Annotated in this window: 10 protein-coding genes; 7 read left to right on the top strand and 3 right to left on the bottom strand. The window is 40.8% G+C overall.

Going from position 1 to position 18,481, the window contains the following annotated elements:
* Positions 1 to 14 precede the first annotated feature (14 nt).
* Both DW182_RS09480 and DW182_RS09485 read right to left on the bottom strand, forming a co-directional pair.
* A complete protein-coding gene (locus tag DW182_RS09480) occupies positions 15 to 1,877 on the bottom strand; it encodes a RagB/SusD family nutrient uptake outer membrane protein (protein WP_118295344.1) in 1,863 nt (620 codons plus the stop codon).
* A gap of 12 nt (positions 1,878 to 1,889) precedes the next feature.
* The gene (locus DW182_RS09485; RefSeq protein ID WP_115503040.1) at positions 1,890 to 5,369 is read right to left on the bottom strand and encodes a TonB-dependent receptor; all 3,480 of its coding nucleotides are present in this window, start codon (positions 5,367 to 5,369) and stop codon (positions 1,890 to 1,892) included.
* Positions 5,370 to 5,893: 524 nt separating this feature from the next.
* Between DW182_RS09485 and DW182_RS09490 the strand changes: the two genes are divergently transcribed.
* From DW182_RS09490 to DW182_RS09505, 4 genes are all read left to right on the top strand, one after another.
* A complete protein-coding gene (locus DW182_RS09490) occupies positions 5,894 to 6,742 on the top strand; it encodes a hypothetical protein (RefSeq protein ID WP_007660601.1) in 849 nt (282 codons plus the stop codon).
* Between the two features lie 445 nt (positions 6,743 to 7,187).
* The gene (locus tag DW182_RS09495) at positions 7,188 to 10,580 is read left to right on the top strand and encodes a TonB-dependent receptor (RefSeq protein WP_007660594.1); all 3,393 of its coding nucleotides are present in this window, start codon (positions 7,188 to 7,190) and stop codon (positions 10,578 to 10,580) included.
* 22 nt (positions 10,581 to 10,602) lie between these two features.
* Positions 10,603 to 12,300, top strand: coding sequence for a RagB/SusD family nutrient uptake outer membrane protein (locus DW182_RS09500; RefSeq protein WP_044154717.1), 1,698 nt, complete (start codon positions 10,603 to 10,605; stop codon positions 12,298 to 12,300).
* Between the two features lie 164 nt (positions 12,301 to 12,464).
* Positions 12,465 to 13,514: a winged helix DNA-binding domain-containing protein gene (locus DW182_RS09505; protein WP_118295345.1), complete on the top strand. Its 1,050-nt coding sequence runs from the start codon at positions 12,465 to 12,467 to the stop codon at positions 13,512 to 13,514.
* 105 nt (positions 13,515 to 13,619) lie between these two features.
* Here the strand turns inward: DW182_RS09505 and DW182_RS09510 are convergent, their stop codons facing one another.
* On the bottom strand, positions 13,620 to 14,627 hold the full coding sequence (locus DW182_RS09510; RefSeq protein ID WP_007217016.1) for an aspartate-semialdehyde dehydrogenase: 1,008 nt from the start codon (positions 14,625 to 14,627) through the stop codon (positions 13,620 to 13,622).
* Positions 14,628 to 14,780: 153 nt separating this feature from the next.
* Here DW182_RS09510 and DW182_RS09515 point away from each other — a divergent pair, with 153 nt between their 5' ends.
* The 3 genes from DW182_RS09515 (at position 14,781) to DW182_RS09525 (ending at position 18,460) form a co-directional block, all read left to right on the top strand.
* The gene (locus DW182_RS09515) at positions 14,781 to 16,916 is read left to right on the top strand and encodes a cation:proton antiporter (RefSeq protein WP_117691933.1); all 2,136 of its coding nucleotides are present in this window, start codon (positions 14,781 to 14,783) and stop codon (positions 16,914 to 16,916) included.
* 34 nt (positions 16,917 to 16,950) lie between these two features.
* Positions 16,951 to 17,661 (top strand): ThiF family adenylyltransferase, encoded by a 711-nt coding sequence (locus tag DW182_RS09520; RefSeq protein WP_118295346.1) that lies wholly within the window; start codon positions 16,951 to 16,953, stop codon positions 17,659 to 17,661.
* Between the two features lie 148 nt (positions 17,662 to 17,809).
* Positions 17,810 to 18,460, top strand: a complete 651-nt coding sequence (locus tag DW182_RS09525; RefSeq protein WP_118295347.1) for an ABC transporter ATP-binding protein — start codon at positions 17,810 to 17,812, stop codon at positions 18,458 to 18,460.
* Positions 18,461 to 18,481 lie beyond the last annotated feature (21 nt).

The raw sequence follows: 18,481 nt of genomic DNA on the forward strand, positions 1-18,481 counted from the left end.
ACTGATTCATATTGTCAATTGATGCCTGTTGGCCAACCTTCAGTCTGAGTCAAAGTATATCCTTTATTCTTATAGTCCGAAATTTGATTCGTACCAATAGGAGAAAGATACGGATTAACATTAGGAACATTCAAGAACGGCAGTCTACCCTGATTCTGTGTAGGATAGAAGAAACCATTCATCTTAGCTGCATTGGTTCCGTCATATACCGTAAAGCTTCCGTCTTTGCCCATTACCCTGAGTTTCCCTTTATTCTCATCCTTCAACTCGCTTTTTACTTCATTGTTGAAATTAACCCAGGTACCAATCAGCAAATCTTCATTCTTGTCGGTATCCATGTATTCCAGCTTTTTCCAACGCCTTAAGTCAATGATACGTGAGAATTCAAAAGCAAATTCCATTCTTCTTTCCCGTCTGATCTCCCAAAGTAGCGCCGGTACAGTAGGATCTCTATGAGGATCTTGTGGAAGTGCGTCCAATTTCATTTCAGCTGTCATTGTTACTCCTAAAGCTTTGGCTTCATCTGCCACCGGTCTTTTGCGAATCAGATTGATAGATATATCTATATCAGACTGAGAGACCTCTGCACCACCCAATGTTGCAAGTTCAGCTTTCGCTTCAATCCAGTTTAGCAAGACTTCAGCATAACGCAATACCGGATAACCGGTTACGTTTTTCTCGCTCTGGAATTCGGCAGCCGGAGAGCCACCACTTTCAATATAACTCAGTCCACTTCGTGGGATAAACTTTGTTACATATAAATAGCTACTCTTGGCTCTTGGAGTAGGTTTAGTATAGAAGCTGGCTTCAAAACGAGAATCTCTTGTTTTAATCAAATTGCTAAGAGTAAAATCATCTGCATTTTCCAAAGAAGAAGTCTGCCAATCTTTACCATCTGTACAGATGAACGCCTTAATCAAATCCAGGTTTGGACCAACATCAGTAGGGTCATTCATATTACAAGTCGATGCGATGGAATGCGTAACGTTTTGAGCAGCATCATATTTTCTGTATAAAATGCAATCCTTACTGTTGGTTAAGTCAGTAGAACCGAATAATTTACGGAAATCTTCAACAATACCATATTTGCCACTATTCATAACCATTTCTGCTGCAGCAACAGCTTGATCGAAGAACTTTTTAGCCCGTTCGTTATTTTTATAATAATATTTCTGCCAGCTTGCCTCAAACAGAGCCCATCTTGAAACCATGGCAGCTACTACGTAACGATTCACATATTGACCTCCATCATTCAAACGAACGTTATGTAATGCATACTCAAAATCGTTGTAAACTGCATCCATAACCTCGTTTCTCGGAGTGCGGTCTTTGTATAAACCATCCTTATCTGTATTCTGTACTTCTGTGTCGTAATAAGGAACATCGCCAAAAACATTTACCAGACGAGCATATTCCAGTGCTCTGAAGAAGCGTCCAACACCTGTCCAATGGTTGTATTGTTCGTCTGTCAGTATTTCAGGCATCAGGTTAGTGATGCGGTCAATCATAACATTTGCTTTTCTAACCCAGGCAAAATTCCATGTAGGACCGGTAAATTCACTTTGCCACATCATGTCCAGACTTGTACTTCCTTTAGATGTAGGAACCGTACGCCCAAATTGTGTTTGAGTGGACATCCTCACTGCATCGTCATTAAACGTATAATTGGCGTTAGGAGCATAAGTCGTTGTATACTTTAATCCATACCCCACAAAGAAGTTTGTGTAAAAAGCATTAGCATATAGACGTACTCTATCTTCATTGGTCCAATATGCATCATCCTCAGCCGTAGTCAATGACGGGCGGTCGAGCACATCATTGCAGTTCGTAAACAATAAAACGACACTGGCTAAAATTATAAATATTTTTAATTTCATAATGATTCTATTTTAGAAGGTTAATTGAACACCACATGACAAACTTTTGAATACCGGTGTACCGGTACCTGTACGTCCAAGGTTATAGTTGGTGGAGAACATAGAATATCCTGATATAGCTTCCGGATCAATAGGCAATCCTCTTAGGTTATCAAATGTAAAGAAGTTCTCCAATGACATATAGACTCTCGCTTTGCTGATGTATATCTTAGATAAAATATTTGTCGGGACGGTATATCCTAATGTAATATTCTTAATTCTTAAATAAGACATATCCAGTAGATAGCGGGATTGTTTCTGCATAGCAAATCCAGTATTGCTGCCACCTAAGTCCCATGCTCTGGGATAGAAAGCGTTGGTGCGTTCTTCTGTCCAATAGTCTGTTGTAAAAGTTTTAGGCAATGCACCTTCCTTAGCATTATACCCGGGAATTGCTAATTGACCGCTACCCCAAATCTTGCGTTTTCCAATACCTTGGAAGTAAATAGAAAAATCAAAGCCTTTATAGTCAGCGCCCAATCTGAAACTGTATTCATAACGAGGAGTAGTATTACCGATAACGGTTTGGTCGCCTGGATTACCATTTGTACTGGTTCCCGGAGTGATGTAACCATCACCGTCAATATCTACAAATTTGGTATCACCAGGAGAGAATATTAGCTTATTTCCATCTTCATAATGCACCTGATAAACCGGATACTCTGAAGATTGCTTATAGGTGGTGCGAGCTGTTCCATTATAAATAACGATAATCTTTTCAATCTGACCGTCTGCTCCATATACAAAATCTTCTTTTTGGAATAATCTGTCGGTAACAAAACCATAAATATCACCATAACGTCTACCTGTTGAGTAGGTAGTTCCTAAACTTCGATCTTCCCACGGAGTCAAGTAGTCAGCACCTCTTGTGATAAAAGTAGAAGCGTCTGAAATAGATGCTGTTGCATTAATACCCAATCCGTTAGCAAAACGATGGTTGAAGTCGGCTGACAATTCCCAACCCTTAGTTCTCAGGCTACCATAATTGCCACTGGGAGCAGCTGCGCCAAGAGTTACTGGCAGGCTTTCACCAGGGATAATCATGTTCTTTGTATCCCGTTGGAACCAGTCGAAAGTGACTCCGAACTTATTATTAAAGAATCTGAGATCGATACCAAAGTCCAGTGTTTCGATTTGCTGCCAGCTAATATCGCTGTCCACCAATGATGGGGTACCGAACATAGGTGTTTTATTTCCACTTCCATCCAGCCATGATGATTGACCATCTGACAATATGGATTTATACAGAGTGTTTGAAACAGATTGGTCACCAATACTACCCCATGAAGCTCTGAATTTACCGAAGCTTAAGATATTGTTAATAGGTGCCATAAACTTTTCATTGGTAAATACCCAGCCGGCAGAGAAAGAAGGGAACCACTTCCAACGCAGATGCTTTGGGAACTTGGATGAACCATCCCTACGTATATTTGCTTCAACGAAATATCTATCTTCAAAAGAATAGTTGAGACGGCCAAAAAAACCTAATTGTGCTTCCCAGTTCCGGTTTCCTTCAATAAATTGATCTCCGGATGCCAATGGGAATTGCGGATTTGTCAAATCAATCAGATTTGTTTTCCAACCTTTATATGAACTCCATTTATTGGTAACTCTGTTCATACCTGCCATAAACTTGAATGCATGTTGCTTTTCTGGACCCAGCAACAAGTTATAAGTGGTATAAATGTTGAAAGTATTGTTATCAATAGATTTACTGTTATTGCCTACCTGACTGGCACTTGGCCCGGAACTGTTATAGTATTTGTTCACCGGGAAGCGATATGCAGGCATACCACCGGTATCTACTCTCTCTCCTTGTTCGTTAACAAATACTTGACTGCCGTTTTCCATCCAGGCAGTGGGAGCATACCACATTTCACCCGCCTCATATTGCATTACGGATGAATTCGTTTCAGTAGTTTGTCTGTCATATGTATAGTCAAACTTGACATCCCAATTTTTGGTCAAATTCAGTGTGAAACCTAAATTAATATTGTAGTATTTATTTTGCAGATTATCCGTATTGGCAGCTGCCATTTCGTAGGTAGGTTCCTTCAACGGATTGCCATTTTCAGTCACTCCCATAGGCATTAGCGGACTCCAACGATAAAGATATAACCATGGGTCGGCAGTTGTATTTCCAATTCCCGGATAGCGTTTGTTACGATCTGAATAGATTGAGCTTGCCCTTACAGTAATATACTTATTGATTTCTGAAGTAACACTAACCGAAGCATTGTATCGTTTGAAGTCATCTTTCTTAGCCGTTTTTGACATACCGCTCTGATCCAGATAGCCTAATCCGATATTATAACTGGTCTTACCACTCTTACCATTAACAGACAAGTTATGAGTCATTGTCGGTGTCCAATTTTTAATCATGGCTTTAGCACCGTCATAAAGTCTGTATCCATATTTGTCTTTTCCGTCATAGAACCAGTCACGGCCATACACTACCGGATCATTCCATTTAACTTTTCCACCGTACAGGTTTTGCCATTCAATGGCCTTTTCCAGGCTTTCAGGACTAATACGCCAGAAACCGCCGGCTGGCATTGGCTCTCTTCTGTTTGTTTGTGCATCCAATGTATATTGTAATGCTTCTATACCGCCAATCTCAATTTTCTTAGCAGGGTCTTGCCAAGAAAAGTTATTCGAATAACTTATTTCAAATTTATCACTTTGTGCCCCTGATTTTGTGGTTATTAGGATTACACCAAACGCAGCTTTAGAACCATAGATAGAAGATGAAGCTGCATCTTTCAAAACAGAAATAGATTGAACATCATTAGGATTTACCATCTGGATACTTGGGATTTCCACGTTGTCCAATAAGATGAGTGGTGTATTGTTTCCTGAAATAGAGCCAACCTGACCACGAATTTTAATCAAAGGATCTGATCCTACTTCACCGGTTGGTATTGTGATATTAACTCCTGCTACCGCACCTTGTAATCCACGACCAATATCAGCGATAGGACGACTGTCTAATGTCTTATTTACATCGACTGTTGCCACTGCTCCTGTCAGGTTAGCTTTCTTTTGTGTACCGTAACCAACCACTACTACTTCTTGCAGCAATTCGCTATCTTCTTTCAGGATAATTTTCATAGTCCGGGCAGCTTTCACTTCTTGAGTCTGGTAGCCTATGTATGAAATCTTTAAGGTAGCTCCTGGCTTTACAGTCAGCGTAAATTTACCATTAATATCCGTAATACCACCATTTGTGGTTCCTTTCTCTATAATACTGGCTCCAATAACCGGTTCACCGTTGGCATCTACAACTAAGCCGTTAATCGTTTGAGTTTGTAGTTGCTCTGTCACTTCCAAAGGGCTGTCGGAGGCAACCTGAGTAGCTAGTACATTTCCACTGTTCAAAAACAGCGTACCGATAGCTACTGCCATGAGGAGTTTGCTATGCGTTAATCCTCGTTTTTTGCGATCTTCATTCATAAAAGATTGATGATTTTGTTGTTAATCAAAATAATTTTCTCTAAATTTAGGGTAAGGGTAGTGAATTAGAAATAAACGGAATTATTTCTTCTATTAGGTAAGCTTCTGTTCCATAGGCGTTTCTTCTATTTATTAGGTTTGACTTATATAGTATCTCTATTTGTTTTTATTTACCGTTCCAAGAGAACTTAGTAAAATCGTACTTGGAAGTATGCTGCAACACTATTATACTCTATCTGTTCCATATCTGAGACATACCTGCTCCATAGTTTCCCCGTAACTTCTCCAGCCAGAGGTACCTCTGGCTGGAGAAGTTACGGAGCAAGTAATCTTCAGGTGTGTTTCGGGTAGATACTGGATGATAAGCAAATCTTTTTTCTGAAAACCGGCTACATCTGATCAATGAATGGTTCTGAAATAGTCCCGGTATGGGAAAAAAGCCATAAAATGAAGTTTTGGAAGTTTTTGTACTGGTATATTAAAAAAAACTATATATTTGTATCCAATTCTAAATCTAACTGCGTATGAAACTGATTGCAGAAAGTGGTTCAACAAGAACTGAGTGGGCCTTAGTTGAAGACAATCACCTGATACAACGTGTTTTTACTGAGGGACTTAATCCTTTCTTCCAAACCCGAAGAGAGATCAGCCGAAGTGTGCGTTTAGGTTTACCCGAGACTTTTTTCAAAAGAAAGCTTGAGCAAGTATATTATTATGGTGCTGGTTGTACTTCTTATGAAAAAAAGAATGTATTGGGGGCCTCATTAGTAGCACAGTTCAAAACTCCGATTCAAGTAGAAAGCGATTTACTTGCGGCTGCCCGTGGTCTATTTAAATGTGAAGCAGGAATTGCGTGTATTTTAGGTACAGGTTCCAATTCTTGTTTTTATAATGGGAAAATTATAGTAAAAAACGTCAGAGCTGGTGGGTATATATTGGGTGATGAAGGCAGTGGGGCAGTGCTGGGCAAGCATTTTCTTTCAGACGTATTAAAAGGTTTAGCACCCAAAGATATTATGGCCGATTTCTTTGAGAAGTTTCGTATTAGCCCAAATGAAGTAATGGAATCTGTTTATAATCGTCCATTTCCTAATCGTTTCCTCTCTACTATTTCGTATTTTCTGGCAGATTATACAAGCGATGATTATGTATATGATCTAATAACTACTAACTTACGCAATTTCTTCATAAGGAATGTTTGCCAATATGATTATAAGAACTATCCAATCCGTTTTGTTGGATCATTGGCTTATAGTTATGCCAAAATTTTAAGAGAAGTTGCCAATGAGTTTGATATTGAACTGGATATTATTGAAGAAACTCCAATGAATGGTTTAATTGACTTCCATTCTTTAAATATTGAAGAACCTTAAAATTTGTATATAAAACATATTAGCGAGGGTATAACAATCTCTCATTTGCAAACTTATAAATATAAAGTTAAATAAATGCAAAGGAATGTTCTTGATATTAAATTATAATATATCTTTGCTAAGAAGAAACGAAGAAATTGCGTTTCATCACCTTTGTTAATAACGAGTTTATCTCTTAAAACGACCGACTAAATCGTAACGGTATTTAGTGTATTTTAATTTTTAACCGATAGCAGAATTACTAAGTTCTCTTGGAACTTGGTAAACCTCTAAAAATAATAAGAGAGATAAAATATAAGTTAAACCTATAAATAAGAAAAAACGCCTATGGAAGAAAAACTTGTCTGACAGAAGAAATAGATCTGACTAACTATTTCTATCTGATTATCCTTACCCTAATTTTTGAGAGAACTATTTTATTTAACAACAAAATTATCAATCATTTATGAATGAAGATCGCAAAAAACGAGGATTAGCAAATAGCAAATTCTTCACAGCAGTAGCCATCAGTGCACTGTTTTTAGGAAGCGGTAATGCGATGGCTAACCAGGTTGCTTCGGATCATGTTTCAGAAGTAACAGAGCAGTTACAATCTATCAATGTTACAGGTTTGGTTGTAGATGCGGCAGGCGAGCCGGTTATCGGTGCCAGTGTGGTAGAAAAAGGGACAACTAATGGCATTGTTACTGACGTTGACGGAAAGTTTACTTTGAGTGTGAAGCCAGGAGCAATATTAAAAATATCATTCGTGGGTTATCAGCCCCAAGAAGTAAAGGCTACACCTACTATGAAAATCGTGTTGAAGGAAGATACGGAATTATTGGATGAAGTAGTAGTAGTTGGTTACGGTACACAAAAGAAAGCCAATTTAACAGGTGCAGTTACTACTGTGGACTTGAATAAAACGATGTCAGGCCGCCCTCAGCAAGATGTAACCAAAGCACTGCAAGGTGCGGTTCCTGGTTTGAGTATCACGACTGAAAATGGTGATATCAACGGGAGTGCTGCAATGCGTATTCGTGGTGTCGGTACGTTAAGTAATTCTGAAAAGAGTAATCCGTTGATTGTTGTGGATGGAGTCCCGATGGATGACATTTCTTTCTTGAATACACAGGATATTGAGAGTATCTCTGTACTGAAAGATGCTGCTTCTACCTCTATTTATGGTACACGTGCAGCTTTTGGTGTTATTTTGATTAATACGAAAAGTGCTAAGCCGACGGAAAAGGTTACTATAAATTATAGTAATAATTTCGCGTGGGATCAAGCAACTTATCTTCCGAATTTCCCGGATGTTCCTACACAACTTCGGGCTGCATTGGAGGCTAAGGCCAATGCTAACCAATATGAAGTGGAACTCTTTGGTATGTATTTTGATAAACTATTGCCTTATGCCGAAAAGTGGGCACAACAGAATGGAGGAAGAAAACTAAAATATGGTGAAATGAGACCGTATCAGAGTGACAGCAATGTGGGGGATTATAATATCATTGACGGAACTCCTTATTATTATGCTGACTGGGATGTGCAGGATATTTATTATAGTAAAGCAGCCCCTTCACAAAGCCATAATATATCTGTTCAGGGAAGTTCTGGTAAGACGAACTATTACCTTTCTTTTGGTTATGATGAGAAAGAAGGTATTATGAAAGTACGTCCCGATGAATTGAAGAAGTACAATGTTTCAGTGAATGTAACGACCAATTTATATGATTGGTTGCAAGTAGGTGCACGTGTCAATTACTCTCGTAAGGCTTATCAGCGTCCTGACATTTACAGTAGTACTTATCAGACCCTTTGGCGTTGGGGTTCTTTCTTCATTCCTTCAGGTACCATTGATGGTTATGATACTCGTCTTATGTCTATGCGTAAGCAAGCATCCGACCGTAAGGAAATAACTGACCTTACCCGTTTGAATGGATTCTTGAAAGCAGAAATAGTAAAAGGACTTACTTTGAATGCTGATTTCACTTATGCAATTCAGAACTTGAACAGTGGCTCTGAAGACTTCTCGGTCTATGGTATTGACTGGTCGGGAATGCCTACTCCTAAATATATTGTTACCAAAAGTAACTCAGCAATCTGGCGTGATAATTCCAAGCAGAATACTTGGACTTTGAATGCATATGCTAACTATGCCAAGACTTTTGCAAAGAGCCATAATTTGAATGTAATGGTCGGAGCTAATGCAGAAGAAGTGGATTATACTTATTTATATGGATATCGTAAAGGATTGTATGATGAAGCATATCCCGAATTGAACCTAGCAAGCCAAGATGGACAACAAATAAATTGGTCGCACACTTCTCGTGCTTCGGCCGGTTACTTCGGACGTATTAATTATGATTATAAGGGTATTTACCTGTTAGAAGTGAATGGACGTTATGATGGTTCTTCCAGATTCCCACATAATGATAAATGGGCATTCTTCCCTTCTGCTTCTATCGGATATCGCTTCTCGGAAGAGGCTTATTTTGCACCATTGAAGAAAGTGATTAGTAATGCTAAGTTACGTGCATCCTATGGTGAAATCGGAAATGAAGCCATTGGAGATTATATGTTTGAAGCATTGATCAGCCAACGAGAAAATACATCATCTACAGGATATATTTATTGGGTGGATGGCAATGGAGCTAATGCAAATAGATTGACTCAGTACAATATGCCTAAACTGGTGTCAAAGTCTCTTACTTGGGAACGCATCCGCACTACTGACATTGGTTTGGATTTAGGTTTCCTTAATAATGAATTAACTGTAGGATTTGACTGGTATCAACGTGAAAACCGTGATATGCTTGCTCCTGCCCAGGTTCTTCCGAACAGTGTAGGTGCTACTGCTCCTTACGATAATGCAGGTACACTGCGCACCCGTGGATGGGAATTAAACCTCGATTGGCATCATAAATTCGGTGAATTTAATGTGTATGCTAACTTCAATCTTAGTGATTCAAAGACAAAAGTAACGAAGTGGAATAATGATACTAAGTTGCTCAGTTCTTACTATTCGGGCAAGAATTATGGTGATATCTGGGGTTTCGAAACAGATCGTTATTTTGAAGAATCTGACTTTACTGGTCAGAATGCAGATGGTTCATGGAACTACAAGCCGGGTATTGCTGGTCAATCTGCACTTGAGCGTGCTCCGTTCCATTATGGTCCTGGTGATATTAAGTTCAAAGATTTGGATGGCAGTGGCGCGATTGACGGTGGAAAAGGAACCGCTGATGATCATGGTGACTTGAAGATTATCGGTAATTCACTCCCTCGTTATGAATATGGCTTCCACCTGGGTGGTAACTGGAAAGGCATTGACTTAGATTTATTCTTCCAAGGTGTGGGAAAACGTTCTGATTGGACTATTTCTTCTTTGAATTTCCCGATGATGCGTGCAGCTGACTTGGCTATCTACGATAATCAAAAAAGTTTCAATAGAGTATTCTATACTGATGATTGGAAAACGATTACCGGTTATGATATTGACCAGAGTAATACTTATCCTCGTTTATATCCGGGAAATGAAGCCAAAGGTACTGTGTCAGGTATTGCAAACGGTTCCAATAACTATTATCCGCAATCTCGTTACTTGACTGATATGTCTTATCTTCGTTTAAAGAACGTAACTGTTGGCTATACTTTACCGAAGGAGTGGACCCGTAAAGCTTTCATCGAAAAGGCACGTATCTACTTTAGTGGTAGTAACCTCTTCTTGCTCTACAAGGGCAGTGATCTTCCTGTTGATCCGGAAATCAGTACTGGTGATGGCCTTACCTATGGAGGCTGGGGACGTACAACTCCTATCACTCGTACCTTCTCATTCGGTATTCAGGTAACCTTATAATAACTATTAAACAATAAGAATGATGAAAAAGCTATTCATATACGGAACAATGGCACTGATGGCCTTGACAAGTTGTAATGACTTTCTCGACAAAGCACCTTTGGATGCCTTTACCAATACTCCTGCATATTGGAGTAATACGAGTAACCTTGACAACCAATGCAATACATTCTATAACAACTATTCGGGTTATGGAAATGGCAGCGGTGGCGGATGGTTTTATTTCAAAACACTGAGTGATGATCAGGTAGACTATCAGTCGACAGTCTGGACTTATACAAGTGTAGTAGCCACTTCTACAAATTGGTCCGATCCTTTCACAGAAATTCGTCGTGCCAATTATATTATTGAAGGACTGCAAACTTCTTCTCTTGATGATGCTGTTAAGGCTAATTATGAAGGTCTGGCACGTTTGAACCGTGCATGGGAATATTATCAATTGGTTCGCATGTATGGTGACGTACAGTGGATTACTACAGTTGTGGATCCGGCAGACAAGGATGTGGTTTACGGACCACGTACGGATCGAGATATTGTAATGGACAATGTCCTAGAAGACCTGAACTATGCTGCAAGTACAATTACGGGCACTAACAAACAACGCTTTAGTGCTGACATGGCGTTGGCAATGAAAGCTGATATCACATTGTATGAAGGTACCTACTGTAAGTATCGTAATGCAAGTGACAATGCCGGTAAAGCTGCTGACAACACTCGCGCTGAGAAGTACTTGCGTGAATGTGTGGCTGCTTGTGAAGCATTGATGACTAAGGGATACTCATTGAATCCGAGTTATAAGGGAAACTATAATTCAATATCGCTTAGTTCTAATCCTGAAATGATTTTCTACAAGCCTTATTCTCAAAATGTTTTCATGCATTCTACCATTGACTATACTGTTAATACAAGTGGTACTAGCGGTATGACCAAAAATGCTTTCGATAATTACTTGTTCCTTGACGGTAAACCTAAAGCAACCACTACAATGGATACCAATGATGCCGCAGTGAAAGATGCAGATGGTAAATACAATCTTGAGTCTGTTCTTGCTGTTCGCGACAAGCGATTGGCGGCTACTCTCGATCCTGTGTTATGCTTCAAGGGTAGTGCTTATAGTCGTGCCGGAGTTGCAGGGTTCACTTCTACTACCGGTTATGGTATCGCTAAATATGATAATCCGGAGGAGTTGGCAGTAAGTGACCGTAACAGTATCAACAAGCAATATACTGACTGTCCGCTTTTCTGGCTGTCTGTTGTCTATCTGAACTTCGCTGAGGCTAAGGCAGAACTTGGAACATTGACGCAAGCTGATCTTGACAAGTCCATTAATAAGTTGCAAGAGCGTGCCGGGCTACCCGGTATGACCACTCAACCGGAAGCTGATCCAGCTAACAATATGGGAGTTAGCAATTTGATATGGGAGATCCGCCGTTGTCGTCGTTGTGAGTTGATGTGTGATAACTGGACTCGTTATTGGGATTTAATTCGTTGGCATAAACTTGATTTACTTGATTCCTCCAAAAATCCTACGATCTATCTTGGAGCTAACATGAAGAATGTGGAGAATCCGGAAGTCGATGTGAATAATGATGGATATATGATTGGTTCTAACACTCTTAACCAGCCACGTACCTACGAACCAAAGCACTATTTCTATCCGATACCTACAACTCAGCTGACTTTGAATACGAATATGGAACAGAATCCGTTCTGGAAATAAGGTGAGATTGTTAATGGTGTAACTGAAAGAGGTTGAATTCTATTTACTTAGAGTTCAACCTCTTTTCTTGCTGTGATATAGGGGGATGGTTGGATATCATAAAATATTTTCTATCTTTGTAAAAAGCTGTCTGTTAGTAAAATAATAATTTTGTCATTAGAAGTATGCTTAAATTAAGAATGTTATCACAGGGAATTGCAGGACCACGGTTTGAAAGGCCGGAGGAGGTTGTTGAATGGATGGGTGCTATGCAGGCGCAAGAGATCAGGGCGGCTAAGTGGGCAGTCGGGTTGCGTATAGCGAAACCTTCGTTGACGGCTGTTCAGGAAGCATTGGATTCAGGGCGGATTTTGCGTACTCATGTGATGCGTCCTACGTGGCATTATATTCCGGGAAAGGATATAAAATGGATGACTGAATTGTCTGCTAAGAGTATGTTGTCAAAGTTCAGCTTTTATGCAAAGCATCATGGCCTAACAAAAGAGGATTGTTTGCTGTACAAGCCCCAAATAGAAGAAATTCTGACCGGACAACATCTGACGTGCCAGGAAGCTCTTGAACAGCTTCAGTTGAAAGGTATAACTCTCAGTGAACCCATCGTTAAAATGCATCTAAGTTTTGGTGAGGCGGACGGAACAATATGTAGTGGCATTGAGAAGAATGGGAAACATACCTATGCATTGACCAGTGAAAGGATTCCGGATGCTATAGAACTCTCTCGTGAGGAGGCTCTTGCTGAACTCGCCCGAAGGTATTTCAGAAGCCACGGTCCGGCAACACTGGAAGATTTCGTTTGGTGGTCTGCATTGAACATACGTGAAGCACGTAGCGCTATAGCGTCACTTGGGCAGGAAATTATTACAGAACGATATAATGACAGGGAAATGATGATACATATCTCTTCACCCGGACTAACCGGGGAGGTGGAAGTTGATGAAAAAAGTATTCTCCAGTTTCTTCCGCCGTTTGATGAATATCTGGTGAGTTATAAAAACCGCTTTGACTGTATAAAGGAATCGCACGCTCAGTATGCCTATAATAATTTTGGTATATTCCAACCTGTTATTCTTCATCAAGGCCGTATCACCGGGAATTGGCGTAAGGCTTCAAAGAAAGGAGTTTTTGATACATCTTTCTTCCCAGGGTGCAGGCCTGCTGCGAAGAAGCTTGTCGAAAAAGCTATAAAGGAATGCCTATTGTTTCATGAAAGGTGATTTCTTTTTTAGGATAATATGAAAAAGAGGTTATCTCGTTTCCGGGATAACCTCTTTTGGGGTTTGCAACCATTTCTCCAATGGTTCTATTTTTATTGGTAATGTTTAGAGAGCATTCTCTTTTACCAAATATTCTGCAATTTGTACTGCGTTCAGTGCAGCACCTTTCTTGATCTGGTCACCCACAATCCAGAAAGTCAGACCATTTTCATTAGCCAGATCCTTACGGATACGACCTACATAAACGGGATCTTTGCCTGCAAGGAACAGAGGCATTGGATATTCCTTTTCGGCAGGATTATCCTGCAATACCAAGCCGTCGCCTTTTGCAAAAGCTTCACGAGCTTCTTCCACTGAAATAGGACGTTCTGTTTCTACCCAAATGCTTTCAGAGTGAGAGCGAAGAGCAGGAACGCGTACGCAAGTTGCACTTACTTTAATGTCGGAGTGCATGATCTTACGGGTCTCGTGGAACATTTTCATTTCTTCTTTAGTGTATCCGTTATCGGTGAATACGTCAATCTGAGGAATGAGGTTGAATGCCAACTGGTATGCAAACTTTTCAACAGTAACAGATTCACCTGCTAACACCTGGCGGTATTGTGTGTACAATTCATCCATAGCGGCAGCACCTGCACCGCTGGCAGCCTGATACGTAGAAACGTGTACAGTCTTTATGTGAGAAAGCTGTTCGATGGCTTTCAGTGCCACTACCATTTGTATAGTGGTACAGTTAGGGTTGGCGATGATGCCGCGTGGACGATCTTTTGCATCGGCAGCATTTACCTCGGGAACTACCAAAGGTATGTCATTATCCATACGGAAAGCACTGGAGTTATCGATCATCACAGCACCATGTTTGGTGATGGTCTCGGCATACTCTTTAGAGGTACCAGCGCCTGCGGAAGTGAAAGCGATATCAACCCCTTTAAAGTCATCGTTGTGTTGCAAGAGTTTTACCTCGATCTGTTTACCGCGGAATGTGTATTTTGTTCCGGCACTGCGTTTAGAACCGAACAACACTAACTCATCCAACGGGAAATTCCTTTCATCGAGCACACGCAGGAACTCCTGTCCCACGGCTCCGCTTGCTCCAACAATAGCTACTTTCATTTTCTTTTGTTTTTTAATTAAGTTTATAAAAATGTTCTTCTATGCTTAAAAACGATAGAATTGGCTGCAAATTTATAACAATTTGCTGTATGACAACGTATAAAATGAAAAGTTTTTTGTTATTTTGCAACGTAAACCTAAAACTTGAAGCCCATGGACTTATTTGACTTCAGTCTAAAACTTCCCATTACCGACCCTACATGGATATTTCTCCTTGTACTTCTTATTATATTGTTTGCTCCTATTTTGTTGAATAGGCTTCGTATCCCACATATTATCGGTATGATATTGGCAGGATTGGTAATTGGCGAGCATGGGTTTAATATTTTAGCACGGGATAGTAGTTTCGAGTTGTTTGGCAAGGTGGGTTTATACTATATCATGTTTCTGGCTGGTCTGGAAATGAATATGTCAGACTTCAAGCAAAATAGGGGAAAGGCCGTAATGTTAGGGTTACTGGCTTTTATCATTCCAATTATGATCGGTCTCGTGGTGAACATGACCTTCCTGAAATATAGTTTGATCACTTCTGTTCTGTTGGCAAGTATGTATGCTTCGCACACGCTGGTGGCATATCCTATCGTGATTCGATATGGTGTTTCCCGACATCGTAGTGTAAGTATTGCAGTGGGAGGTACGGCGGTGACTGATACCCTTACGCTGTTGGTTTTGGCTGTGGTAGGTGGTATGTTTAAGGGGGAATCCGGTGGACTGTTCTGGGTATGGCTGGTTGTCAAAGTGGTTTTTCTGGGTGGATTGATTATGTACTTCTTCCCTCGCATTGGGCGTTGGTTCTTCCGCAGATACGATGATAATGTGATGCAATTCATTTTCGTGCTTGCCATGGTATTCTTGGGGGCAGGCTTAATGGAATTTGTAGGGATGGAAGGCATTCTCGGAGCTTTCCTTGCCGGCTTGGTATTGAACCGGCTTATTCCGCATGTTTCTCCATTGATGAATCATCTGGAATTTGTGGGTAATGCACTTTTCATTCCTTACTTTCTGATTGGTGTGGGAATGCTGATTGATATACATGTGATTTTTGGTCATGGTGATGCATTGAAAGTGGCTGGAGTAATGATCGCTGTTGCTTTGACTGGTAAATGGATTGCTTGTTGGCTGACGCAGAAGATATATAAAATGGCAGCTATTGAGCGGGAACTGATGTACGGCTTGAGCAATGCCCAGGCGGCGGCTACATTGGCTGCTGTACTGGTCGGATATAATATAATTCTGCCTAATGGTGAAAGACTGCTGAACGACGATGTTCTGAATGGTACTGTATTGCTAATCCTCGTGACCTGTGTGGTCAGTTCATTTATTACTGAACGTGCTGCCCGTAAGATCGCTATCGATGAGGCCCATCTGGAGGATGAAAAACGTCCGGTAGAGCTGGAAAAGATTTTAATACCGGTTGCCAATCCCGATACGATTGAAGATTTGGTGAGTCTGTCCTTGTTGATACGTGATCCTAAACAGAAAGATAATCTGGTGGCATTGAACGTGATTAATGATAATAATGCATCGGAAGCTCTGGAACTTCGCGGAAAACGTTATCTGGAGAAGGCGGCCATGATAACGGCATCGGTGGATGTACCGCTGAAACAAATCAGCCGTTATGACTTGAATATTGCTTCAGGTATCATTCATACGGCAAAAGAGCATGGGGTGACGGATGTGATTATTGGTTTGCACCGTAAAGTTAATATTGTGGATTCCTTCTTTGGTATGTTGGCGGAGAACCTGTTGAAAGGTTTGCACCGGGAAGTGATGATTGCAAAGTTCCTGATGCCGATTAATACTATACGGAGAATTAATATTGCTGTTCCGCCGAAAGCAGAATATGAAGCGGGTTTCCAGAAGTGGGTAGAACATTTCTGCCGTATGGGAAGTACATTGGGATGCCGGGTACACTTCTTCGCTAATGAAGAAACTACTACGCTCTTACAAATACTGGTAAAGAAGAGGTTTAGCTCGACAATGACTGATTTCTCCCGTTTGGATGATTGGGGGGATTTACTGTTGTTGACCGGACAAGTGAATTATGATCATTTACTGGTGATTATCAGCGCCCGCCGTGGTTCTATTTCTTATGATCCTGCATTCGAAAGACTTCCTGCCCAGTTAGGAAAGTATTTTGCCAACAATAGTTTGATAGTGCTCTATCCGGATCAGTTGGGTGAACCGCAAGATATGTTGTCTTTCTCTAATCCACGTGGTAATAATGAAGATCAGCATTATGAAAAGGTAGGCAAATGGTTCTATAAATGGTTCAAGAAGAGTAATTAGTGATTAGCAACAAAGTGATAAGTGATTAGTGAGGATGGAAGATTGGAGACAGAGGACACGGCTCTTATTGGGTGAGGAGAAGATGGGACGTTTGCAGCAGGCACACGTGCTTGTAGTGGGTCTTGGTGGAGTAGGAGCGTATGCAGCGGAGATGATTTGTCGTGCCGGAGTAGGACGCATGACGATTGTGGATGCGGATACAGTGCAGCCTACGAATATCAATCGTCAGCTTCCGGCCTTGCATTCTACATTGGAAATGAGCAAGGCGGAAATCTTGGAGAAACGTTTCCGGGATATTAATCCGGAAATAGAATTGACGGTGTTGCCGGTATTCCTGAAAGATGAGAATATTCCCGAACTGCTGGATGCAGCATCCTATGATTTTGTAGTGGATGCCATTGATACGCTGGCTCCGAAATGTCATTTGATTGCAGAAACTTTAAAGCGACATATTAAGATTGTTTCCAGTATGGGAGCCGGAGCAAAGAGTGATATCACCCAGGTCCGCTTTGCCGACATATGGGATACTTATCATTGCGGGTTGAGTAAGGCAGTCAGAAAACGACTTCAGAAAATGGGAATCAAGCGTAAATTACCGGTAGTGTTCAGTACGGAACAAGCGGATTCGAAAGCTGTACTGCTGACAGAAGATGAAATGAATAAGAAATCAACATGCGGAACAATCAGCTATATGCCGGTGGTATTTGGATGCTATCTGGCGGAGTATGTGTTGAAGAGATTATGATCAGCAAGCGCAATCTTTTGCCACCTTATTGGCAAGATGTTGCCACCGTATTGGCACAACTTTGCCAGCAGTGTGGCAAAAGTTTGCCACCTTATTGGCAAAGAATTAGTACTTAAGTAATCATTCATTAGACAAAAATGAAGCATATATGATACAATTACAAGGAATAACCAAGAGTTTCGGTAGCCTGCAAGTTTTGCGGGGGATCGATTTGAATATAGATAAGGGCGAGATTGTTAGTATTGTTGGGCCGAGTGGAGCGGGAAAGACTACTTTACTTCAAATTATGGGAACATTGGATGCTCCTGATAGCGGAACAGTAACTATCGACGGTACTTTGGTCAGCCGGATGAAGGAGAAGGAACTGTCGGCTTTCCGTAACAAACATATTGGGTTTGTTTTTCAGTTTCACCAGCTTTTACCGGAATTCACGGCATTGGAAAATGTGATGATACCTGCATTTATTGCCGGTGTGGGGCAGAAAGAAGCTACTGCATCTGCATTGGAACTGTTGGAGTTTATGGGATTGGCGGATCGTGCCGGGCATAAACCCAATGAACTTTCCGGCGGAGAAAAACAACGTGTGGCCGTAGCCCGTGCTCTTATTAATCATCCGGCTGTGATACTGGCTGACGAACCTTCGGGTAGCCTGGATACACATAATAAGGAAGAATTGCATCAGCTTTTCTTCGACCTTCGCAATCGTTTCGGACAAACATTTGTTATTGTCACTCACGATGAAGGACTGGCACAGATCACGGACCGTACGGTGCACATGGTGGATGGGGAAATAGTTTAACCTTATTTTCCCGTACCCATT

Origin of the sequence: Bacteroides sp. AM16-24, assembly GCF_003471885.1 — a bacterium.
In the GTDB taxonomy this organism is placed as follows: domain Bacteria; phylum Bacteroidota; class Bacteroidia; order Bacteroidales; family Bacteroidaceae; genus Bacteroides.